The sequence below is a fragment of the Brevibacillus sp. HB1.4B genome, assembly GCF_013284285.1.
Taxonomy (GTDB): domain Bacteria; phylum Bacillota; class Bacilli; order Brevibacillales; family Brevibacillaceae; genus Brevibacillus; species Brevibacillus porteri.
In genome coordinates this window covers 621129-647664 of the sequence record NZ_JABSUT010000002.1, presented here as the reverse complement: position 1 = coordinate 647664, position 26536 = coordinate 621129, and the positions used below count along the sequence as shown (strand labels likewise).

The window sequence follows — 26536 nt, the reverse complement described above, 5'->3', positions numbered from 1 at the left end:
AAGAAAGGGGGGAGTCGAGTATGAAGGTACTTTTTCATTCATTTCATGATGTGGAAACCATAGTGAAAGAAGTAATGACCGACTTATTAAAAGATACGACGAATCCCTTGGATTTCGATAAAAACTTCATAGAATTAGGTATCAGCTCGGTGTTGTCTGTAGAAATGGTAGAGATGATGAATAGGAAGCTAGGCATTGACTTGGGGATTGAGGTCGTTTTTGATCATGAGAATACCAAGCAACTAGCCACGCACATTTTCGAGAAATATCAGGAAATCACTCAAGCAACAGATCGTACCCACGCTGATCATGGCTCAACAACGATTGCGAGCAAGATAGGTAAAATCATGGCTCAACTATTGGATACACCTGTGGAAACTCTTAATTTCGATAAAAGTTTCATAGAGCTGGGCATTCATTCTGTGTTGGCGGTTGAATTAATAGAAGCAATCAATGCTGACTTGGGGATTCATCTTGGCGTAGAAGTTATTTTTGATTATACAGAGGTGGGTGAGCTGGCTGAGTATATCTCTCTGCAATTTGCGTCAGAGATGGTAGCAGACGACAGCCAAATCCTGCCTACTGTTTTAGCAAATGAAATTCGCCACTCCGATATCGCGATCATCGGAATAGCAGGCAGATTTGCTGGCTCAGATTCGGTGGAAGAGCTTTGGAAGCATCTTGCGTCTGGCGACAGTTGTATCGAGGAAATATCACGCAGTGGTTGGGAAGCAGATCAATATTACGGCGGGCTTCTCAAGGACATTGATCAATTTGATGCATCCTTTTTCAATATTTCGTCTGACGAAGCAAAAAGTATGGACCCTCAACAACGGTTGTTCCTACAAGAATCCTATAAAGCTTTTGAAGATAGTGGATACTCGGTTGAACAGTTATCCGGGAGAAAAGTAGGTGTGTTTGTAGGGGGGCGCCATTCAGACTACAAAGAGAAATCTGTGTTAGCTGAAGGTATCTCTTCCCAAACGATGCTAGGCAATGAAATGTCGATGTTAGGGGCAAGACTCTCCTACTTTTTAAATCTCAAGGGACCAAGTCTTGCTGTTGATACAGCTTGCTCCTCTGCTTTGGTAGCCATTCATTTAGCTTGCGACAGTCTGCGCAGGGGAGAATCCGAAATGGCTCTTGCAGGCGGAGTGGCGATTCACAGCTCCCCTGACTTTTTTGTGATGTCCTCCAAAATGGGCGTGGTCTCACCTGATGGAACATGCAACACCTTTGACAATTATGCGAATGGAATGGTGTTTGGAGAAGGATTGGGAGCAGTCGTACTGAAGCCAGTTGCGAAAGCAATGGAAGATGGCGACCATATTTATGCGATCATCAAGGGCTCGACCGTGAATCAGACAGGAAAATCAAACGGTATTACAGCACCGAGCATGCTTGCCCAAAAAGAATTGATTGTGGATGCCTATGAAAATGCAGGGGTTGATCCGGAGACGATCAGTTATATCGAAACGCATGGGACAGGAACGCAACTGGGTGATCCTATTGAAGTGAAAGCATTGATGGAAGCATTTCGTTCGTTTACCGATAAAACACAATTTTGCGCGATTGGCTCACATAAGCCCAACATCGGTCATACCACGATGACATCGGGATTGGCGAGTTTGTTTAAAGTGGTCATGGCGATGAAATATAAGAAGATCGCCCCGACGATCAGTGTCAAGGAAGTCAATAAGCATATCAAATTGACCGGAAGTCCCTTTTTCATCAATACCGAGCTCATCGAATGGAATACCAGTGACGCGACTCCGCGAAGAGCAGGAGTGAGCGCTTTAGGATCGAACGGAACCAATTGTCATCTGATTCTGGAAGAAGCGCCGACGGTACAACTGCAATCAAGCAAGCAGCAAGCAGGAGCCTATTACTTGTTCCCGTTTTCAGCCAAGAGCGAGTTAGCTCTCACGCAAAAAATGGATGAAATGTCCCATTGGTTAGCAAAAGAAGCGGGACGTTTTCACGAACAAGATATTTCCTATACCTTGTTCACAGGGAGAAGCCATTTTTCGCACCGTTGCATGTTTATTGCCAAGGACGTAGAGGAATTGCGGCAAAAAATCGCGGAAGTAAAAGAAACGGGAACAGCTGCTGATTATTTTGTCCATAATGAATCGGATTTTGTGCAGCTAGAAAAGAGCTTGAAAGAGTTCGGAGAAAAATTAATTACAGAAGTAGTAGAGAACAGTTCGCTAACCACCCAAGCAAGGAAAGAGAAGCTGTCCACGCTTGCTGATTTATTTGTAAAAGGGTACAAGCTGGATTGGAGCTCCTTATATAAAAACAGCAAATACACCCGGGTGCCTTTGCCAGCCTATCCATTTAGAGGGGAACGCTATTGGCTGCCCAAAACAAAGAGACAGGATCGCTTGCCCAATACCCACCCCGAATTGTGGAAGGAGATGGACGAGCTTCTCTGCAAACTGTTATGGGGGCAAATGCAGTCCATCGGTTGGTTTACGGACAAGAGTGTGAATGTCGCCGACCTCAAGGCAAAAACAGGCTTCCAGCACCGTTATGAAAAATGGCTGGAAGAAACTATCGCGATGTTAATTCGTCACGGCTATCTCGATGGCTTTGATGGAGAGCAATGCCTGGTGGTTGATCCGACTTTGATCGAGGTAGATGCTGTATGGGAAGAATGGGATCGACGTAAGGTGGAGTGGCGAGAGGATGCCAATCTGGAAGTACGGATCAGATTGCTGGAAGCAACGATGAAATCTCTGCCGCACATTGTAACAGGCAAGCGACTTGCTACGGATGTCATGTTTCCAGGCTCTTCTATGGAATTGGTACAACATATTTATAAAAATAACCCGGTGGCAGATCACTACAATGAAATGCTAGCGGAAACAGTTGCCACCTATGTGGAAGAACGGTTGAAACAAGATCAGTCTGCAAAAATTCGCATCATAGAGATAGGTGCGGGGACAGGCGGAACAAGCACGTTTGTATTTGAAAAGCTGAAGCCTTATCAGCAGTTTATAGAAGAATATTGCTATACCGACATCTCCAAAGCATTTTTGATGTTCGCACAAAAGGAATATGGACCGAACGTTCCGTATCTGACCTATCAAATTTTTAATGTGGAAGCGCCTTTTGCTGAGCAAGGCGTTCGAGAGGGCTATTACGATCTAGTAATTGCAGCTAATGTGTTGCACGCCACCAAAGATATTCGCAAAACCTTGCGCCATACCAAAGCTGTTTTACGAGAAAACGGTTTGGTTCTTTTAAATGAGATTAGCAGTAATTCCTTGTTCCTTCATCTGACCTTTGGTCTTTTGGAGGGATGGTGGCTGTCTGAAGATACGGATGTACGTATTCCAGGTTCTCCTGCCTTAACTCCGGCAGATTGGGAAACGGTACTGGAAAAGGAAGGATTTCACGCAATCTCTTTTCCAGCGCGGGAAGCTCATGATCTGGGGCAACAGATTGTCCTTGGAAAAAGCGATGGCGTCCTCCACCCTGATGTTCGTGTCGATACGACTGTTTCACCTATCGCGCGCGAGACTGTCCATCAGGCAAAAGAAGAAGGGAAAGTCTCTTCGCAGCCAGCACCCCAAAACATTCCAAGCCAGTCTGTGGTGACCGAGCAGACGGTGACGGATTATGTGAAGGATATGATTATAGAAAAGCTAGTTACCGCATTGGAAGTCGATGTCGATTCGATCGATGTGGACGAACCTTTTAGAGATTATGGATTGGATTCCATTCTCGGGGTTCGTTTGGTTCAAGAGATTAATCAAGCGATGATCATTGAAATAGAGACGACCATTCTTTTTGATTACAGTACAGTCAATCAACTTGCTAGCTATATTTTGTCTGAGTACAAAGAGGTCATTGCTCATGCGTTAGGACAGGAAGTCAGTCTATCCGAGCAGAGGGAAGGTTCCGTCTCTGCTATTCAGACTGAGCCATTCATTCAAGCAGCTCCTATGCTTTCAGCGGAAAAAGGGCGCGCATCAGAAAAAGCTGCGTTCCTTAATGAACCCATTGCGATTATTGGAATGAGCGGTACGTTTGCCTCATCTGACAACACTGACGACTTATGGGATCACTTGGTGAACGGTTCGGATTTGCTTACGAAAGTGACTCGTTGGGATTTATCAGCGTACGGACTGGACGAGGCAGAGGGCTATCAATACGGCGGGCTTGTAGAAAATATTGACTTGTTTGATCCGCTCTTTTTCAACATTTCCGGTCTGGAAGCTGACTATATGGACCCGCAGCAACGCTTCTTTTTGGAGGAATCCTGGAAGGCGTTGGAGGATGCTGGCTATGCAGGTCAAGGCGTGCAAGGAATCCAATGCGGCGTCTACGCAGGATGTGCCAAAGGTGATTACGATCGTCTCGTGGGAGAGAATCCTCCTGCCCAAGCCTTCTGGGGAAATATGGAGTCCATTGTGCCTGCTCGGGTTGCTTATCATCTGGACTTGCAGGGACCTGCCGTCACGATTGATACGGCTTGCTCCAGTTCCTTGGTGGCGATTCATATGGCGTGCCAAGCCTTGCGTACAGGTGAGGTCGACATGGCATTGGCAGGTGGTGTCTTCATTCAATCTACGCCGGGATTCTATTTGTCTGCCAAGCGAGCAGGTATGCTGTCACCGACAGGACGCTGCCATACATTTGATAAGCGGGCCGATGGCTTTGCGACGGGAGAAGGCGCTGGTGTCGTTGTACTGAAACGTCTCTCGGAAGCGATTGCTTGCGGTGACCATATTTACGGTGTCATCCGTGGCTCGGGAATCAATCAGGATGGGACGACGAATGGGATTACAGCACCGAGTGCGAAATCTCAGGAGCGCTTGGAACGCAATGTCTACAATACATTCGACATCAATCCTGAGCAAATTACGATGGTCGAGGCTCATGGAACGGGAACCAAGCTGGGAGATCCGATTGAGTATCAAGCGCTAACTCGCGCTTTTCGGGCCTATACGGATAAAAAAGAATTTTGTGCGATTGGATCGATCAAGACGAATATTGGTCATACCCAGATCGCAGCAGGCGTTGCAGGGGTCATCAAAATCCTTTTGTCATTGAAACACAAACAAATCGCGCCATCTCTGCATTTTGAAGCAGGGAATGAAAACATTACGTTTGCAGACAGCCCATTTTATGTCAATACAAGCCTGAAGGAATGGTCAGTGGAGCCGCAAGCCAAACGTTGTGCGGCGATCAGTTCCTTTGGAGCCAGTGGTACAAATGCGCATATGGTCATCGAAGAGGCGCCTCAGGTAGAGCGGAATCATGCGAAAAAGCCAGGCTATTTGATTGTGTTGTCGGCGCGCACTTTTGAACAGCTACGCCAGCAGGTTGCCCAATTGCTTTCGTTTTGTGAAAAAGCACCGGAGACGGATTGTGGAAATATCAGCTATACGCTGTTAGTAGGCAGAAAACATTTCCATCACCGCTTCTCTTGCATGGTTCAGCATACAGCCGAGCTTGTCCAGCTTTTGAAAAAGTGGCTGGACACAGGAAAAGTATCTCAGGCTTTTGTTTCCGAGTTAAATGAAAAAGATCATCGTGAACAAACCGCATTGAAACGTTACGGTAATCAAAGCATCGAGAATTTGCATGGGACGAGTCAGGCGAGCGAATATTTGGAACAGTTGTCTGTGATTGCAGAATTGTTTGTGCAGGGATATGGATTGGACTATGACAAGCTGTTTGCGAACGATCCGTATTCTCGTATTTCACTTCCCACGTATCCTTTTGCCAAGGAACGCCATTGGGTACTTGAGAGTGAAACAAAAGCAAATGCAAGGGTAGCAGCAAAAAACACCACAGCGTCCGTGATCCATCCCATGCTGCATCAGAACACTTCTACTTTCTCCGAGCAACGGTTTAGCTCCACCTTTACGGGAGAAGAGTTTTTCTTGGCGGATCACGTAGTCAAAGGGCAGCGGGTGTTACCGGGAGTTGCCTATCTTGAGATGGCAAGAACCGCGATGGAGCACGCTGTAGGAGAGAGAGTCCACGGGGATACGGCGATGAAACTACAAAATATCGTATGGGCTCGTCCGATTGTTGTAGGCGATCAGCCTGTTCAGGTACATACGGGTCTCGTTCTCGAAGAAGATGGTGAGGTGTCCTACCAAATCTATAGCGAGGCAGAGGGCAGTGATGCTGAGATCGTGGTACACAGTCAAGGAAATGCTGTGCTTAGTCCGCTTTCGGAGTTGCAAATGCTTGATTTGCCCGTTTTGCAAGCACAGTGCAGCGAGCATGTGATTTCATCCGAGGAATTCTATGAGTTCTTTAGAGCGATTCAGATTGATTATGGATTCGGACATAAAGGAATAGACAAGGTATATGTCGGGCCAGGACAAGTCTTGGCAAAGCTGGTTTTACCGTTATCGGTCACCGGCTCAGAGGATCAGTTTGTCTTGCATCCAAGCTTGATGGATTCAGCTTTGCAGGCCTCTGTGGAGTTAACACTCTCTTCCCGTCACGTGATGTCGTCGGATAGTAGGGCAAAACGCAAGCCAGTGATGCCTTTTGCCCTGGAGGAGATTGAAATCATTAGCCCGTGCACCCCTGAGATGTGGGCGTACGTGCGATACAGCGACGGAAGCCAAGCGGGGGATAAGGTAGAAAAATACGATATGGATCTATGTGACGACACAGGAACGATTTGTGTACGAATGAAGGGATTCACATCTCGGGTACTGGAAAGAGAGATCCAAACCGATCGGACAGCGACGAATGCGCCAGTTGAGACCTCTAGCGAATCGCTGATTGGAACGATGCTGCTCAGTCCTGTATGGGAAGAGGTTGTGATGGACCGTGGTTCGGAAACGCCACTTGCAAGTGATCGTATTCTGATTGTTTGTGCGGATGACGAGAACCGAAGCCTTGTTCAACAACGCTATCCCCGGGCAGCTATTATGGAGCTTACACCCGCAGAAAGTATAGATGAAATAGCGGTGAAGCTAGCGCAGGTTGGTTCGATTGATCATATCATCTGGATTGCTCCATGGATTGATTTAGAATATCTGGCAGAAGAGGCACTCATCATCGAGCAGGAGCGCGGTGTATTTCATGTGTTTCGCTTGCTAAAAGCGCTGCTCAAGCTGGGCTACGATACCAAGGAGCTAGGATGGAGTTTCGTAACCTTTCAGACCCAACCGATTCATCCAAACGATGTGGTCAACCCTATGCATGCCAGTCTTTACGGATTAGTCGGTTCGATGGCAAAAGAATACACAAACTGGCGTATCCGACTTGTTGATCTGGAAGCTGGTCGTGCTTGGCCAATGGAAGAGGTGTTCACCCTTCCGCCAGATGCCGAGGGGAATGCAACGGTTTATCGTGGAGGGAAATGGTATCGTCAGGAATTGATTCCATTACGTCAACCGCAATGGGCACATGCTTCCTACAGGCAGGGGGGAGTCTATGTTGTGATTGGAGGTGCTGGCGGTATTGGCGAAGTCTGGAGCGAATATATGATCAGTACTTATCAAGCGCAAATCATCTGGATTGGACGCCGAGAAAAGAATGCAGAGATCCAAGCCAAAGTGGATCGACTTGCGAAGCTCGGACCTGCTCCTGTCTATATGGCGGCGGATGCAACGAATCGCAAGTCCTTGTATTTTGCCTATGAAGAGATCAAAAAGCGATACAAGCAAGTAAACGGAGTCATTCATTCTGCGATTGTCCTGCTAGATAAAAGCCTCGCGAATATGGACGAAGAGCGCTTCCGTGCCGGACTTTCGGCAAAGGTAGATGTAAGCGTGCGGATTGCTCAAGTATTTGATCGGGAGCCGTTGGATTTTGTCATGTTCTTTTCATCGATCAACTCATTTACCAAGTCTCCTGGACAAAGCAATTATGCGTCAGGTTGTACGTTTAAAGATATATTCGCACACCAGCTTTCGTTGCATAGCCTCAGTGCAGTGAAGGTGATGAATTGGGGATACTGGGCGAATGTAGGCATTGTTGCCACCAAGGATTATCAGGAGAGGATGGCACAGGCAGGATTAGGCTCCATTGAACCTAGCGAAGCGATGATGGCCTTGGAAAACCTGCTTGCTGGACCGATGAATCAAGTCGCGTTGGTGAAAACAACGAAAGCACAGGCCATGCTTACGGTAAATCCGGTTAAATCGATTCACATCTATCCAGAAAAACTGGCATCACACATCGAAAGTATAAAGAATGATATGCCCAAACTAGAGTTTTCGTCTCAACGCAGACAATCTGAAATGGAGGCTTATAAATGAACACAATGGATAAGCTTCTCAGTGAACTACTCTATGGTCAATTACAGTCAATCGGGCTGTTCACGGTAAAAAAACAGACAATAGCAGAACTCAAAGCCAAATTGCATGACAGGTACGGCAAATGGCTGGAAGAAAGCATAGCCGTTCTCGTGCAAAACCATTATCTTGAGTACGACGGAGAGTCACTCATCGCAAACGATATCACCCCTATTGATCTCGATACAGCATGGAAAAATTGGGAGGAAGAAAAAACAGCATGGCTCAACGACCCGAATAGTAAAGCTCAGGTGATTCTGGTAGAGGCAACTATGCGAGTATTGCCAGAGATTTTACTAGGAAAGATTCCAGCTACAGAGATCATGTTTCCTAATTCCTCGATGGAATTGGTGGAAGGGATTTATAAACATAATGTGGTTGCGGACTACTTTAACGAAGTGCTAGCCAATACAATTGTTACCTATGTGAAGCAGCGTACGGAGCAAGATGCTTCTGCACGGATTCGAATTTTGGAAATCGGGGCAGGTACAGGTGGAACCAGTGCGATCGTACTGCCAAGGCTAAAACCCTTTCAGAAGCATATCGAGGAATATTGTTATACCGATGTTTCGCAAGCCTTTTTACTTCACGCCGAAAAAGAGTATGGAGCCGAAAATCCATATCTTACGTATCGGATATTTAACGTGGAAAAGCCTGTTGAGGATCAGGGGATCGCTGCGGACACCTATGAACTGGTGATTGCCACAAACGTGCTGCATGCGACGAAAAATATTAGCCAAACCTTACTCCATGCCAAAACAGCTTTACAGAAAAATGGCTTTCTGATTCTGAATGAGTTGACGAGCAATACCTTGTTTGCTCACTTGACGTTTGGCTTGCTGGATGGTTGGTGGCGCTATGATGATCCAGAATGGCGTATTCCTGGATGCCCTTTGTTAACGGTTGAAACATGGCAAAAGATGTTGAAGAAGGCAGGATACCGATCTGTTTTCTTGCCAGCAGAAGAGCATTTGGATTTATGCCAGCAGATTATTGTTGCAGAAAGCGATGGGGTTATACGTCGTAGCAGTCAGCCGAGGCAGTCGGCGGTAACAGTTGCGGATTCGCCTATAAAAAAGCAAGCCACAAAGTTGAAGACGAAACCACTCAAGAAACAAGTGCCTGTACGCACAACACCAGCGAAAAAATCAGGCAGAGTCACTGAGGAATTGCTTCGCGAAAAAAGTACGATTTATATGAAAAGGCTGATTGGTGAAACGCTTAGAATTCCGACCCATCAGATTCAATCATCAGCCCCATTAGAGCAGTATGGGATTGATTCGATTCTGGTTGTGCAATTGACCAATTCTCTTCGCAAAGATTTTGCGAATATGAGCAGTACGATATTTTTCGAGTATCAAACGATTGATGCCTTGATAGAGTACCTCATCGAGACGCAAAAGGAAGTGTTGATCAAGGTAATAGGTTTAGAAGCACAGGAAGCAATTGACGAAACATACCAGAGCGAGATAGAGAATGAGGAAATGACCGTTTCTGCTTCAACGGCGTATACCAATCTTCCTGTGAGAAAAACGAGACGCTTTTTATCCGTTCGAGAACAAGAAAGCAAGGAATCCATTTCGCCTTCATCTGTGGTGCGGGATGTGGCGATCATCGGTCTTTCCGGGCGTTATCCGCAGGCGAAAAATGTGGATGAATTCTGGAACCGTTTAAAAGAGGGGAAAAACTGCATTTCTGAAATCCCGAAGGATCGCTGGGATTGGAAGAATTATTTTGACGAAGAAAAAGGCAAAAAGGAATCTATGTATTCAAAATGGGGCGGATTTATCGATGATATGGATAAATTCGATCCCTTATTTTTTCAAATCTCTCCAAAAGATGCCGAAGAGATGGACCCGCAGGAACGGTTATTTTTACAAGAAGCCTATGCGAGTATCGAGGATGCTGGATATACGCCTACCAATCTGTGTGAAAGCAGAAAAGTAGGCGTTTTTGTCGGCGTGATGAATGGAAATTATCCGACGGGAGCCACTTATTGGTCGATCGCGAATCGCCTCTCTTATCTCTTAAACTTTCAAGGTCCAAGTGTGGCGGTGGATACCGCTTGCTCCGCTTCTCTCACAGCGATTCATTTCGCCTTGGAAAGCTTGTACAGCGGTACAAGCGAGTGTGCAATCGCAGGGGGAGTCAATCTCATTGTCGATCCCGTCCACTATATGAAATTGTCAGCTTTGACGATGCTCTCTCCCTCGGATCAATGCAAGTCCTTCGGCGATCAAGCGGACGGTTTTGTGGATGGAGAGGGTGTGGGCGCTATCGTCTTGAAGCCTTTGGATAAGGCGATAGCCGACGGTGACCATATTTACGGGGTCATCAAAGGAAGTATGATGAATGCCGGTGGGAAAACGAATGGCTATACCGTCCCTAATCCGCAGGCGCAGGCGCAGTTAGTGGCAGATGCCTTACAACGTGCCAAGGTACATGCAAGAACGGTCAGTTATCTGGAAGCACATGGAACAGGGACGGAGCTGGGAGACCCGATCGAGGTTGCTGGACTTACTCGCGCCTTTGAAAAAGACACCCAGGACAAACAGTTTTGTGCATTGGGATCAGCGAAGTCGAATATTGGACATTGTGAAAGTGCGGCAGGAATTGCTGGCGTAACGAAAATATTATTGCAGCTGAAGCACGCGCAATTAGTGCCCTCCTTACATTCCAGCACACTCAATCCCAATATTGATTTCACCAAGACTCCGTTTGTGGTTCAGCAAGAGTTGGCGGAATGGAAACGCCCAATCGTTGAGATCAATGGCACAACCAATGAATATCCACGAATTGCAGGGATTTCCTCGTTTGGTGCGGGGGGAAGCAATGCTCATGTGATTATTGAAGAATATATTCCGGAAGAGCAACAGCGATCCAGTATAAAAATCACACCTCAGAACCCGGCTATTCTTGTTTTGTCAGCAAAGAATGCGGAGAGGTTATATGAGAAAGCTCATCAGTTGTTAGCCTTTATCCAAGAACACTCCTTATCTGATGCGAACTTAGCCGACATGGCGTACACGCTTCAGGTAGGACGTGTCGCCATGGAAGAGCGTCTTGCTGTCCTTACTGGCTCTGTGAAGGAGTTGCAACAAAAACTAACAGCTTATGTAGAAGGGCAAGAGCATATTGCTGATTTGTATCGGGGGCAGGTAAATCGAAATCAGGAAATGCTGGATATTTTGACGTCCGATGATGAATGGGAAGAAACGATTGCGAGATGGATGGAACGAGGCAAATACAGCAAGCTTCTCGACCTGTGGGTGAAGGGCTTACCGATTGATTGGAACAAGCTTTATCAGGAAGAGCAACCGAGTCGTATCAGTTTGCCGACGTATCCTTTTGCCAAGGAATCTTATTGGATCGAAGCCAAGCCTGTTAGCAGTAGCGCAGGGGGAGGTTCGATTCATCCTTTGTTACACAAAAATACATCCGACTTCATGGAGCAGCGGTTTAGCTCCACGTTTACGGGACAGGAGTTTTTCCTGAGTGACCATGTCATCAAGGGTCAACGTGTCTTGCCAAGTGCGGCTTATCTGGAGATGGCACGGGCAGCGATACAATTGGCGACGGGAGGTCTGAGTTCGGAGCAAGAACAGGAAGGACTTCGTTTCAAAAATGTGGTCTGGACTCAACCTTTGGTTGTCGGGCCAGAGCCCGTTCAGGCTCATATCGAACTCTATCCTGAGGCGAATGGTGAGATTGTTTTTGAAATTTACAGCGATAGCAGGCAAGACCAGGAGCAAAGAGCGGAGATTGTACACAGTCAGGGAAGTGCCGTGTTGTGCTCCATTCCAGATATTCTACCTTTCGATCTCACCGCATTGCGGGAACAGTGCAACCTAAGCACACTCAGCGCGGAACAATGCTATGAGGCTTTCAAAAAGATGGGAGTCGACTATGGGCTTGCACATCGTGGGATCGAGCAAATTTTGATCGGTCAGGGGCAGGTGCTGGCGAAGCTGTCTCTGCCTTCTTCCGTGATGAAGACCCAAGGACAATTTGGTCTGCATCCGAGTTTGCTCGACGCAGCCCTACAGTCGTCGCTTGGCTTGATGATGGCAACCAGTGATTTTTCGCTGATTCTTCCCTTTGCTCTTGAGGAATTGGAGATCGTAGGTGCTTGCTCCGCTTCCATGTGGGCACTCATTCGTTATAGTGAGGGCAGTAAAGCTGGAGATATCGTGGAGAAGTTTGATATCGACTTGTGTGATGAGAACGGAAATATCCAGGTGCGGATGAAGGGCTTTTCTACGCGCAAGATCGCAAATGAATCTGTTGGAGCAGGAGTAGAAGCGTCAATAGCTTCTGTTTCTTTCGAAGAGGAGAATGCCTTGGATTCCTCCTCACTACTGGAACAGGCAACCCATTATTTAAAAAAGCTGCTTTCCTCCGTCATCAAATTACCAGCAACGAAAATGGAAGCAGACGCCTCGTTGGAAACATACGGTGTCGATTCCATTGTGGCTATGCAGATGACCAAGGAGTTGGAAAAGCGATTTGGCTCGTTACCAAAAACGCTATTTTTTGAATACCAAACGATTAAAGAATTAACAGGTTATTTCGTTGAAAACTACCGTGAAAATCTGATGCACATCCTGGGAATGAGGGGAAATGCGGAAGCTCCCCTCACGCAAGAGCCAGAAACAACGATTGTGGACGAGAGGACAGTACAGACAGAGCGCAGGAGCAAAAAACGCAAGTCTCAACGTTTCGCGTCCCTGCGCATGGAAACCCAACGATCAAAAGGAGCGTTGGACATTGCCATTATTGGTATTTCTGGACGCTATCCGCAAGCTTGGAACATACATGACTATTGGAAAAATCTGCGCGACGGCAAGGATTGTATTACCGAAATCCCAAAAGACCGTTGGGATCACAGTCTGTACTTTGATGAAGCAAAGAACAAGGTCGGTAAGTCGTATTCCAAATGGGGTGGCTTTATAGACGGTGTCGATCAATTTGATCCGCTGTTCTTCCATATTTCCCCGCGGGAAGCAGAGCTGATGGACCCACAGGAGCGGTTATTTTTACAGTGTGTCTATGAAACGATAGAGGATGCAGGGTATACGCGCGATGCTCTTGGCAAGCACGATGGCTTGGGAGGCAATGTAGGGGTTTACGTAGGAGTTATGTACGAGGAATATCAGCTCTATGCGTCCGCTGAACAGGCGTTGGGCAGAGCGCTTACGATTGCGGGAAGTCCAGCTTCCATCGCTAACCGCGTCTCCTATTTTTGCAATTTCCACGGTCCGAGCATGGCGGTCGATACGATGTGTTCTTCATCGTTGACGGGAATTCATTTAGCGTGTCACAGCCTGCAACGCGGTGAATGTGAGGTTGCGATCGCAGGTGGTGTGAATGTTTCTATTCATCCAAACAAATATTTGTATTTGTCGCAGGGCAAATTCGCTTCCAGCAAAGGACGATGCGAAAGCTTTGGGGAAGGCGGAGACGGATATGTACCTGGCGAAGGAGTCGGAGCGGTATTGCTCAAACCACTGGCGAGAGCAATCGCAGATGGAGACCACATCTATGGTGTGATCAAAGGAAGCGCCATTAATCATGGTGGAAAAACGAACGGCTATACGGTTCCCAATCCTCATTCTCAATCAAGAGTGATTCGCCGTGCTTTCGAAGAGGCAGGAATTCACCCGCGAACGGTCAGCTACATAGAGGCACATGGTACAGGGACTTCATTGGGGGACCCGATTGAAATTGCCGGATTGACGAAGATCTTTCAGGAATACACGAAGGAGAATCAGTTCTGCGCGATTGGTTCGGCCAAGTCAAATATCGGGCATGCTGAGAGTGCGGCAGGGATAGCAGGGTTGACCAAGATATTGCTGCAAATGAAATACAAGAGGCTAGTTCCGTCCCTTCACTCCCGCACACTGAATCCGAATATTGATTTCAGCAAGACTCCATTTGTCGTGCAGCAAGAGCTGGCGGAGTGGAAGCGACCGGTGGTTGAAATCAATGGGGTAACGAGAGAATATGCAAGGATTGCGGGGATATCCTCCTTTGGGGCGGGAGGGGCAAATGCTCATCTCGTCATGGAAGAATACATCGAAGAGGAACACCGCCCACAATTCAGCATCTCGGCAAAAAATCCAGCTGTCATCGTATTGTCAGCCAAGAATAAAGACCGTCTCCTAGAGCAGATGCAGCGGTTGTTATCTGCTATTCGGGAGCAAGTGCTGACGGACAACGATCTAGCAGACATTGCCTACACGCTCCAGGTAGGACGTGAGGCGATGGAAGAGCGGTTCGCTGTGATCGTCAAGTCGATCTCTGAGCTGGAAGCAAAGCTAACGGGTTATCTGGAAGAGGAGGATGAAATACAAGACCTGTTCATGGGTCAGGTAAAGCGGAATAAAGAAACGATGGATGTTTTCGCCGCAGATGAAGATTTACAACAGGCAATCGATACATGGATCGCAAAAGGGAAATACGCAAAGATTTTGCAGATGTGGGTACAGGGACTGATTTTTGACTGGAACAAACTCTACGGGGATACGAAGCCTCGTCGAATCAGCTTACCTGCTTATCCTTTTGCAAGAGAGCGCTATTGGCTGCCAAAGGTGGATTCACAAGCAGCTGGTTTTACCGCAGGAGCGCTGGCTACCCTACATCCCATGCTGCATCAAAATACGTCGACACTTTCGGAACAACGGCATAGTTCTACTTTTACAGGGCAGGAGTTTTTCCTTAACGATCATGTCGTGAAGGGGCAAAAGGTCTTGCCTGGGGTAGCTTATCTGGAGATGGCACGAGTAGCTGTCGATTTGGCAGCAGGTGTCCGATCTGATAACCAGTCGGTGATTCAATTGAAAAATATCGTGTGGGCGAAACCAGTTATTGTGGAAGATGCACCCATCCAAGTACACACGGGACTATATCCGGAAGAGAATGGTGAAATTACTTTTGAAATCTACAGCCAGCCAAGGGAAGCCGAGGAGAATCTAGTAGTACATAGCCAGGGAAGAGCAGTACTACGATCAGCTATGGAAGCGCCAACGCTCGACCTTTCTGCCATTCAAGCACAGTGCACAAAGAGTAGTTATCGCTTTAGCCAATGCTACGAAACGTTTCATGGGATAGGACTGGCATACGGTCCATCACACCAAGGGATTGAGACGCTGTTTGTCGGGTCAGACCAAGTGCTGGCGAAGCTGATCTTGCCTTCCTCTGTTACGGATACAGCAGGAAAATTTGTCCTCCATCCGAGTATCACGGACGCCGCATTGCAGGCATCGCTCGGTTTTATGATGGGCACTACCGACCTTCAGCCGTCCCTGCCTTTTGCCTTGGAGCAATTGAACATTTACAGTGCTTCTACAGCTGCTGTATGGGCGTTGGTTCGATACAGTGACGGCAATGCAGCTACCCAAAAAGTGCAAAAGCTCGACATTGATTTGTGTGATGCGCAAGGCAAGGTTTGTGTAAGGATGAAGGGGTTCACAACGAGGAGCCTCGAAGGTGAAAAAGCTGCCGGAGTTGTACAAGGCAGCAAAGGTGCAGGGGAGTCAGATAAAATCACGAGTACGCTGATGCTTCAGCCTGCTTGGATCGAAAAAGCCATTCCTATGGAAGCCAAAGCTCCTGAATATGAACAGCATGTAGTGATGCTCTGCGAACCAGAGGAGATTTCTTTGGAAAGCATTTCCTCTCAGATAAAGGGTGCGAGATTCCTTGTGTTGCAATCCGATCAACAAGGCATGGCGGAACGATTCCAAGCGTATGCTGTTCAGGTTTTCGAAGAAATCAAAGCCCTTCTTCATGCAAAACCAAAGGGGAAGGTGCTGATTCAGTTTGTTGCTCCTCTCCGATCGGAACAACGACTGTTTGCTGGAATCGCTGGTCTGTTGAAAACGGCACAGATCGAAAACCCGAAAGTAATCGGACAGTTGATCGAAATCGATTCAACAGAAGATTCAGCCGGATTGGCGGAGAAGCTGAGAGCAAACAGCTTGTGCCCAACAGATAGCCAGATTCGCTATCAATTAGGGAAACGATATATGGCGGGATGGAGTGAAGTGGCAGCTCCACAGCATGAAGCAAGCATGCCGTGGAAAGACAACGGAATTTATCTGATTACGGGCGGAGCAGGTGGCTTGGGACTTATTTTTGCCGAAGAGATGGCGGAGAAAGCCCGTGGCATCACCTTGATTCTGACGGGACGCTCTGCGCTGACTGAGGAGAAGCAAGCAAAGCTTCGTATGCTTGCGAACACCGGGACAAAAGTCGAGTATCGCCAAGTGGATGTCACGCAGAAACAGGCAGTGGAGGATTTGGTCCAAAGCATTCGATCAGAGTTTGGCGATCTTCACGGCATTATTCACAGTGCGGGTGTGACTCGCGACAATTTTATCCTAAAGAAAACCAAAGAAGAAGTACAAGCAGTTCTCGCGCCAAAAGTTGCGGGACTCGTTCATTTAGACGAAGCGACTAAGGGGCTGAATCTGGATTTCTTTGTGCTCTTTTCTTCAGCGGCTGGAAGCTTGGGCAATATGGGACAAGCAGATTATGCGACTGCCAACGCCTTTATGGATACCTACTCCGCATACCGAAACGAACAAATCACGTTAGGTGAACGGCAGGGTCAGACGATCTCCATCAATTGGCCTCTGTGGAAAGAGGGCGGAATGCAGGTAGACGAAGAGACAGAAAAGAGATTGTGGGACGACCTTGGCATGGTTGCTATGCAGACGGCTTCGGGTATCAACTGCATGTATCGGGGGTTAGCTTCGGGACAAGATCAGTTGATGGTAATGGAAGGCGATCTTGTACGAATGAAGCAAAGGCTGATGGGGGTCTCTGTGACCTTGTCGACACCAACAGCTCATTCGAACAGCTTGCAAAGTGAAGTTCAAGCGTCTTTGCTGAAAATAGTTGCTGATTTGCTCAAGGTTGATAGAGAGGATATTGAAATCCACGCTGAGCTCCATGAGTACGGCTTTGACCAGATTAAGCTGACCGAATTGACAAACAAGCTGAATCAATTCTATGAGCTTGAACTTACGCCAACTGTATTGGTAGAGTACCCGACGCTTTTTTCTGTCTCGCAACACTTGATGGATGCCTACCAGGATCGGTTCATCCAACAGTTTCAACCAGTAGAGAGCGCAAATATCTCTGCAAAAATGGAGAACCAACAGCCTGTTTCTGTTGGGCAACAAGATATGCTTCGGGCAAAAGTAAGGGAGTATCTGAAAAAGGAAATTTCTGCTGTTATCAAGCTCCCAGCTTATAAAATCGATGAGGATGCTCCGTTGGAGAAATACGGGATCGACTCGGTTATGGCGATGCAATTGACCAATCAATTGGAAAAAGCATTCGGTTCGCTGTCGAAAACGCTGCTCTATGAATACCAAAACATAGAGGATTTGACAGGCTATCTTTTGGCGCATCATGGAGACAAAATCTTCGCGATTATGGGAGCCGGGAAAACAGCAGAGACAAGCACAGTAGAGAATATTGCTAACGTGCTTGCCCCTACTGACTCCATAACAGAGCATCGTCGTCGTTTCTCACGGTTTGTTGCGCGTGAGCATGCAAATAATCAAACCACATCTGACCTGGACATTGCCATTATTGGTATTTCGGGTCGCTATCCGCAGGCTGCCAATGTACAAGAGTTCTGGAACAATTTGCGGGATGGCAAAGATTGTATTACAGAGATTCCGCAAGAGCGCTGGGATCACAGCTTGTATTTTGACGAGGCTCGGAACAGACAAGGAAAAGCATACAGCAAATGGGGCGGCTTCATAGACGGTGTCGATCAGTTTGATCCGCTGTTCTTCCATATTTCACCGCGGGAAGCGGAAATGATGGACCCTCAAGAACGCCTTTTCCTGGAAACCGTGTGGAATCTGCTCGAAGACGCAGGGCACACGCGAGAGGTGTTACAACGTCAATATGATAATAGAGTCGGCGTCTATGTAGGGGCGATGTATCAGCCGTATCACGCATTTGATACGGATATGGAAAAGGGCTCTATCATTTCCCTCTCTTCCTACCATTCGATTGCCAACCGAGTCTCTTACTTCTTTAATCTGCAAGGTCCGAGCATGGCGATTGATACAGCGTGCTCTTCATCTGCCATCGCCATTTATCATGCCTGCGAAAGCTTGATAAAGGGAGAAAGCACGCTTGCTATCGCAGGGGGCGTGAATGTTTCGATCCATCCTAAGAAATACCTAGGATTAAGTCAGGCTCAAATGATTGGAAGCCACGCAGACAGCAGAAGCTTTGGAGATGGAGACGGATATTTACCAGCAGAAGGCGTAGGGGCTGTACTATTGAAGCCTTTAGCCAAAGCAATGGAAGATGGGGATTCCATCTTAGCCGTTATCAAATCAGCTGCGACCAATCATGGCGGACGTACCAATGGATTTTCGGTGCCGAATCCCCATGCACAAGCACAGTTGATGGAAGATAATTTTGTTAGAGCGGGCATAAATCCACGGACGATCAGTTATGTGGAAGCCGCCGCTAATGGTTCGCTGCTGGGAGATCCGATTGAGTTGAAGGCGTTAACAAATGCTTTTTCGAAGCAGACGGATGATGTTCATTTTTGTGCAATCGGGTCGGTCAAATCGAATATCGGTCACGCCGAAGCAGCTTCAGGTATTTCTCAGCTGACAAAGGTGATCTTGCAGCTACAGCATCAGGAGTTGGTTCCCTCTATAAAAGCGGAGCCGTTGAACCCGCATGTCAATTTTGCAGAAACGCCTTTTTATCTGCAAAAAGATCGACAAAAGTGGGAGCGACCACTGGTAAGCATCAATGGAGAAGAACGAGAGGTTCCACGCCGGGCTACAATCAGTTCGTTTGGAGCAGGCGGGTCAAATGCTCATTTAATTCTCGAAGAATATATTCCGTCGCAGACAGAGATGAAATCCATTTCTTCTACCACTTCACCCCAGATCGTGGTTTTCTCGGCAAAAAATGCGGAGCGATTACGTGCCGTTGCCCAGCAGATGCTTGCATTTGCCAAGCAGCAAGCGTTTTCCTTGGCGGATTTTGCCTATACGCTTCAAATGAAACGAGAAGCTATGGAATGCAGGTTGGCTATGCTGGTTCAAAATCGAGAGGAATTGATTCAAGGATTACAGGCGTTTTTGGAAGCGGTAGAGCAAGGCAGTGAGCCAACGGCATCGATTCCTATCTATACAGGAGATCTCGATGAAGATCAGGCAGGCGTGCGAAATCTTCTTTCAGGCAAGGTAGGAGATACGGTGTTGAAGGTTCTTTTAGCAGAAAATAATCTGGAAAAGCTTGCCCTTCATTGGACGCAGGGAGGTAAAATTCCTTGGGAATCCTTGTATCCACAAGAGCGTCGCACACTCTCTCTGCCTACTTATCCTTTTGCTAGAGAACGCTATTGGCTCTCCGCTTCAGAGGGTGAGGGGGAGCAGCTTGGGACTGAAACGATCCGTCAACCTATGGAAAAAGCGACGTTCGCGATTGATATCAACCCGGACAGCCCAACAGAGGAAAACATTCAGCGGGATATGGCACAATTTCTCTCTCGGGAGTTACATCTTTCGGAAGGGCAAATTAACATAAACAAATATTTCTTGGACTATGGCGTGGATTCGATCATGGTTACCAAACTGATTCGTCATTTAGAGCAGCGCTGGAATATCAAAATCAAAGGGCGGGAAGTGCTGGAGAACCCGACGATGAAGTCTTTAGCTCATCTACTTGCTTTAAAAATAAGAGAGCTGAGTCATAAAGAGATTGCTTCCACTACAGATTTAGAAGCAACGTCTCAGATTCGCAGTGAACGGACAGAGAATCTGTTGCAAAAATTCAAAGAAGGCCTGCTAAGTTTGGAAGAGATCGAACAGGTAATCGACAAAGGAGGGATGATATGATGCGACGGGAAATCCTCATGGCTTACAAAGAAGGTAAGCTGTCTGCTGCGGAAGTCCAAGAGAAGCTTCTGGAGCTGGAAAACCCATCGTTTACAAGTCCTCTGTCCGTCGGGCAGCAAGGATTGTGGATGTTGCAAAAAATGTCTCCTACGATGAGTGCTTATAATGTTCCGTTATGCTTTTGCATCCGTCAGAAATGGGACGTAGCCTTATTTAAACAGGCTTGCCACCTTGTACGTAAACAGCAACCGATTTTACAGAGTTCGGTTGAAGAAAAGCATGGTGTTCCGTATCTGCTTCAACGCCTAGAGCAATCGCTTGCCATTGAGCAGGAGGACATCTCACACCTAACGTCCCAGGATGTGTTGCCATATCTTAGGCAAAAAGTAAAAGAACCCTTTTCATTGGAAGAGGGTTCTTTACTTCGCATTCATCTATTGTCGCGTTCGGAAGAAGAGCATTTTGTCCTGATTACGATTCATCATATGATATTTGACGGACATTCCTCCTTGTTATTACTACAAGCATTGGTCCATAGCTATATCGAGCTGGTTGAAGGAAAGCAGCCAAAAGTAACACCGAATTCAACCAGTTACGCTGACTTTGTAAAGTGGGAACAGGACATGATGGCGAGCGGGGAAGGTAGGGAACATCGTTCTTACTGGCTGGAGCAATTGTCCGGGACGCTTCCACAACTGGAGCTTCCTGCCGATCGGCCACGTTCTTCTGCACCAAGCTTTGAGGGGCAGGTTTTTACGCACGTATTTTCACGAGAGTTGAGTCAGCAGGTGAAGAAGCTCTCCAAGCATTACCGCATGAACGCATCTGTTCTCTTGTTAGGGATTTTTAAAGCCTTATTGTATCGCTATACAGGTCAAACAGATGTGATTGTCGGTATGCCAACGATGGGACGTCCAGAAGAAAGATTCGATTCTCTGATCGGTTATTTTGTCAATATGATCCCCATTCGCAGTCAGGTAACGGGGGAAAGGTCTTTCTCCCAGTTCATTCGGGAATTGCAGCTTACGCTGATTGACGGGATGGATCACGCTGTCTATCCTTTTCCAGCGATGGTTCGAGAGGCAAATATACCTCGACTTCACGGGAATTCACCAGTATTCGATATCATCTTTACGTACCAAAATTTTCTACAATCGCAAAACTTGCAGCGATTTTATGATGAATGTCAAAACAAGCTTGCCATCGAATTGATGGAGGGTGTTCATCAAGAGGGTGAGTATGAATTTGAGTTAGAGGTGTTTGAGCAGGAAGCCGAGTTTGTATTGAATCTGAAATACAATCCACATGTATTTGACCAATCAACGATACAGCGGATGGCAGAGCATTATCACAATATAGCAAACGAAGTCATCCAAAATCCTGACATCGCGTTGGATGAGATACGACTTATTTCTGTTGAAGAACGAAACATGCTGCTCGTTGAGTGGAATGCGACTGAAGCGGCATTCCCACAGGCTTTATGCATCCATGATTTGTTCGAGAAGCGAGTCGAGCAAACACCAGATGCTGCGGCTGTTGTTTATGACAATCAATCGTTGACCTACCGTGAACTGGATGAACAAATTACTAAGCTGGCTATCTATTTGCAAGCCGAGGGAGCAGGTCCTGAAGCTACAGTGGGGATTTGTGTCGAACGCTCTTTGGAAATGGTCATCGGCATTTTAGGTATTCTGAAAGCTGGCGCAGCTTATGTTCCATTGGACCCAACCTATTCCACAGAGCGGTTGGCATACATGGTGGAAGACAGTAAGAGCCGTTTGGTGCTTACCCAAGCTCGCCTTTTGGACAAGGTATCGTCAGCGGCAAGAGGAAATGCGAAATGCATCGTGTTAGACAGGGATTGGGAAGAGGTTGAGCAGACAGCCCAGCGACAAAAAACACTCAACCGGGTAGTAAACCCAACCAATCTAGCCTATGTGATTTATACATCTGGAAGCACAGGGAAACCCAAAGGGGTCATGGTGAGTCATGAAAGTATCATCAATACCCTCTTTTTCCTTGAATCCCGTTATCCCGTTATGGAGAACGACGTTTATCTGCTCAAAACCAACTATGTGTTTGATGTTTCTTTGTCCGAGCTGTTTGGCTGGTTCATTGGTAGAGGACGTCTGGTCATTCTTCCGCCACATGGGGAGAAGTCTCCAGAAATGTTAGCCGAATCTATCGTGAAGCATCGCGTGACTCATGTCAATTTTGTTCCGGCGATGCTGAATGTCTTCGTGAACGGCGCTGGAGAGAATCAGCCATTCCTGCAGCATTGTCCGCTCAAATATGTAATGGTTGCAGGAGAAGCCTTTCCAAAAGAGTTGGTGAAAAAGACGGTTGCTACTTTTCAAAAGGCGAAGATTGAAAACATTTACGGACCAACAGAAGCCTCTATTTATGCGGCATGGTTCTCCTGCTCTGAACATGAACTGGTTAGCAACAATACACCGATTGGTAGACCTGTCGCAAATACACAACTCTACATCGTTGATCGCCATATGAATCCCGTCCCAGTTGGTGTTCCAGGGGAGCTTTGTATTGCAGGAAAAGGCTTGGCTCGCGGCTATTTGAATCGCCCAGAGCTTACCGCAGAGAAGTTTGTGGATAACCCGTTTACACCGGGAACCAAGTTGTACAAAACAGGGGATTTAACACGTTGGCTCCCTGATGGAACGATTGAGTATTTAGGCCGAATCGATCATCAAGTAAAAATTCGTGGTTTTCGAATTGAATTGGGTGAGATCGAGAGCCAACTAATGGCTCATCCACAGATTCAAAGCGTTGTGGTGTTGGTGAAAGAAGAGGGAGATCATAAGCGGTTGGTTGCTTATTATGTTCCGAAAGCAGGTGCAAACCATGAACGGCTTGAGCCCTCAAAATTACGGGATTATTTGAGAATGAATTTGCCAGAGTATATGCTCCCGGCATTTTTTGTTTCTATGGATAAAATCCCGTTAACCGCTAATGGAAAAGTGGATCGCACAGAGCTGCTAAATCAAAAGCTTGTGGTAACACAGGCGAAGAAGCAGAGTCTGCCACAATCTGATATTGAGCAAAGGACTTTGAAAATTTGGCAGGATGTCCTGAATGTAGAGGGGATCAGTACAGAAGATGGCTTTTTCGATGTGGGTGGAGACTCGATTCTCGCTACCATGGTTGTAGCCAAAATGACGGAAGAGTTTCAGTGCGATCTAAATGTGACCACGTTGTTTAAGTACGTCAATATTAGAGAAATTAGCGAATATATCGCAACAAGGAAAGAGAATGAATCAGATGAGCAAGCGAATTTTGTCAATCCGAACCAGGCAATGGCGTATAGCGAAGGACAAGTGGAGGAGACTTATCCTGAATACTATGAAGATAGCATCGCGATTATTGGAATCTCTTGCCACTTCCCGGGAGCGAAAAATCATAGAGAGTTTTGGGAGAATTTACGGAACGGCGTAGAAAGTGTACGTTTCTTCTCGGATGAGGAAATCGATCAATTACACCTGCCTGATGAATACTTACAGAACCCGAACTTTATTCCGGTGCAGTCCACCATCGAAGGAAAAGATCACTTCGATCCAGGATTCTTTCACCTTTCAGCTAGAGACGCAGAATTTATGGACCCGCAGTTTCGTCTGTTATTGACCCATTCATGGAAAGCATTGGAGGATGCAGGGTATACACCGAAACAGGTTCCGCAGACGGGTGTTTTTATGTCGGCGAGCAACAGCTATTATCAAGCACTCTTGCCGCATTTCACCAAGGAATCACCGAATGTCATGAAGGACCCGAATGAATATGTCTCGTGGGTTTTGGCGCAAGGTGGAACCATACCGACGATGATTTCTCATAAAATGGGGCTGAAGGGACCGAGCTTTGCCGTCCATTCCAATTGTTCTTCCTCGCTGGTTGGTTTGCATCTGGCTTATCGCAGCCTGCAAGCGGGAGAATCAAAGGTGGCTTTGGTAGGGGGCGCGACGATTTTTCCTACGACTTATACAGGGTATGTCTATCAAGCTGGATTGAACTTTTCCAGTGATGGTCACTGCAAGACGTTCGACGCGTCAGCAGATGGCATGATCGGTGGAGAAGGAGTCGGCGTGGTTGTCCTCAAAAAAGCTTCCGATGCGATCAAGGACGGCGATCATATTTATGCCCTCATGAGAGGAATTCGCATCAACAATGATGGGGCAGATAAAGTCGGATTTTATGCGCCAAGTATAAAAGGTCAGGCTGAGGTGATTCAGCAAGTATTAGACGACACCAAGGTTCATCCTGAAACAGTTAGCTATATCGAAGCGCATGGAACGGGCACTTATTTAGGAGACCCGATAGAATTTGCGGCGCTCAATGAAGTGTATACAAAATACACATCCAATAAACAGTACTGCGGACTTGGATCGGTGAAGACCAATATTGGACATCTCGATACAGCCGCAGGGTTAGCGGGTTGCATTAAAGTAGCATTAAGCTTATACCATAATGAAATTCCTCCATCACTAAACTATGAAAAGCCGAATCCGAATATCAATTTGAATCAATCACCTTTTTATGTAGTTGATACGCTCAAAAAATGGGAGGATGCGCCTGTTCCCCATAGAGCGGCGTTAAGTTCATTTGGACTTGGCGGGACGAATGCTCATGCGATTTTTGAACAACGGAAGAATGGGACAGAAACTAAGCGTGTCAGCGTAAGCGATGATAACAACCAGCACGTTTATTTCGTGCCGTTATCCGCCAAAAACGATGATCGAGTACTTGCGTATGCCCAGCAACTCATTGATTTCCTTAGCCGGAATCATGAACAAGTCCATATTGCAGATTTGGCCTATACACTCCAAGTGGGAAGAGAAGCGATGGAGAGCAGGGCTATTTTTATTGTCAAAGATACAGCGGAACTCATTCAAAAGCTGAGTGACTTTTTGAGTGGAGAGGAACAAGCAGCAGGTAGCTTTAGCGGAAACGTAAAACAAGCAAACCATGAAGTCTCCCTATTGAAAAAGAATGAGACGAATCGTGAGTTGATTTCCAAGCTGTTTGCAGAAGGCAAAGGAGAAAAAGCAGCCGAATTGTGGAGCAAGGGTCTGGATATCGAGTGGGAAGTCCTGTATAAAGACGCAAAACCTCGTCGCATCAGCCTTCCTACCTATCCTTTTGCGGAGGAGTCCTATGGGGTTCCCGAGATGGATACGAAAACGAACATGAATGTGCGCACGGAGGCGGGATCGGCTTCTGTACAGATTTCGCCAATCTCTTCAGCAACTCCAACGCCAGAAACGCTGCTTCTCCAAACATGCTGGAACGAACAGGAGATCAGCCAAAAAGCTGGTTCGCCTGCTTTTGCAGAGCATCTCGTGATCCTTTGTGAATGGGCAGAGGAATTCAGAGAGCGTATCGAATCCGAAATGAACGGAGTGCACTGCCTGGTCTTACAACCACAAGCACAGCAGGAAAGTATCGCAGAACGGTTCCATGCCTACACCGTTCAGGTATTCACGGAAATCCAGCGAATCCTTGCCAATAAACCAAAGGGAAAAGTTCTAGTTCAGCTTGTTGTACCTGACAAAGAGGAACAGCAATGCTTCTCCGCTCTCTCTGGTTTGCTGAAAACGGCTCAATTGGAGAATCCCAAGCTGATTGGACAGCTTATTGAAGTGATGGCAGAGGTCAATCCAGCAGATTTGGTCCAGAAGCTGAAACAAAACAGCAATGATGAGAAAAGTAAGCACATTCGTTATCAGGATGGCAAGCGCTGGGTGAGCGGCTGGACAGAAATGAAATCTTCTGGGCAAGCGGAGCATGTATGGAAAGAAGATGGGGTTTATCTGATTACGGGCGGTGCAGGCGGATTAGGCTTGATTTTTGCCAAGGAAATCGCCGAGCGAACGAAGGGAGCGACTGTGATAATCACGGGTCGTTCTTCCTTGGATGAAGATAAGAAAGCCAAATGCAAGGAATGGAAAGCACTAGGAGCCAATATTCAATATCGTCAGGCTGATATCACACAAAAGCAGGCGGTAGAAGATTTGTTCCAATCTATCAAGCAAGAGTTTGGTAGCCTCACTGGCATCATTCATGGTGCGGGAGTCATTCGTGACAGTTTCATCATTAGAAAAACAACGGATGAACTGGAACAAGTGTTGGCGCCAAAAGTTTCTGGACTTGTGCATCTCGATGAGGCAAGCAAGGATATGGCGCTCGATTTCTTTATTCTCTTCTCCTCTGGGGTGGGGTGCTTCGGGAATGCGGGGCAAGCCGATTATGCTGCTGCCAATGCCTTTATGGATCAATACGCCAAGTATCGTCGTGGATTGATGAAAGCAGGTGAACGACAGGGCCAAACACTCTCTATCAATTGGCCGCTGTGGA

Annotated in this window: 3 protein-coding genes (1 of these 3 running past the window's edge); all 3 read left to right on the top strand. The window is 46.9% G+C overall.

All coding sequences use genetic code 11. The annotated features are described in order from the left end of the window. Nucleotides 1-20: 20 nt before the first annotated feature. Tightly spaced (each overlapping or abutting the next), the 3 genes in view from HP398_RS07340 to HP398_RS07330 form a layout consistent with a single transcriptional unit that may run on beyond the window. Nucleotides 21-8246 (top strand): SDR family NAD(P)-dependent oxidoreductase, encoded by an 8226-nt coding sequence (locus HP398_RS07340; RefSeq protein WP_173622268.1) that lies wholly within the window; start codon nt 21-23, stop codon nt 8244-8246. Further along, nucleotides 8243-20173: an SDR family NAD(P)-dependent oxidoreductase gene (locus tag HP398_RS07335; protein ID WP_173622267.1), complete on the top strand. Its 11931-nt coding sequence runs from the start codon at nt 8243-8245 to the stop codon at nt 20171-20173. Before HP398_RS07340 ends, HP398_RS07335 begins: the two co-directional genes overlap by 4 nt. Beyond that, nucleotides 20170-26536: the 5' end (the start) of a non-ribosomal peptide synthetase gene (locus tag HP398_RS07330; protein ID WP_173622266.1), read on the top strand. It continues 15158 nt past the right edge of the window; only the first 6367 of its 21525 coding nucleotides appear in the window; it begins with the start codon at nt 20170-20172; its stop codon lies off the right edge, out of view. Before HP398_RS07335 ends, HP398_RS07330 begins: the two co-directional genes overlap by 4 nt.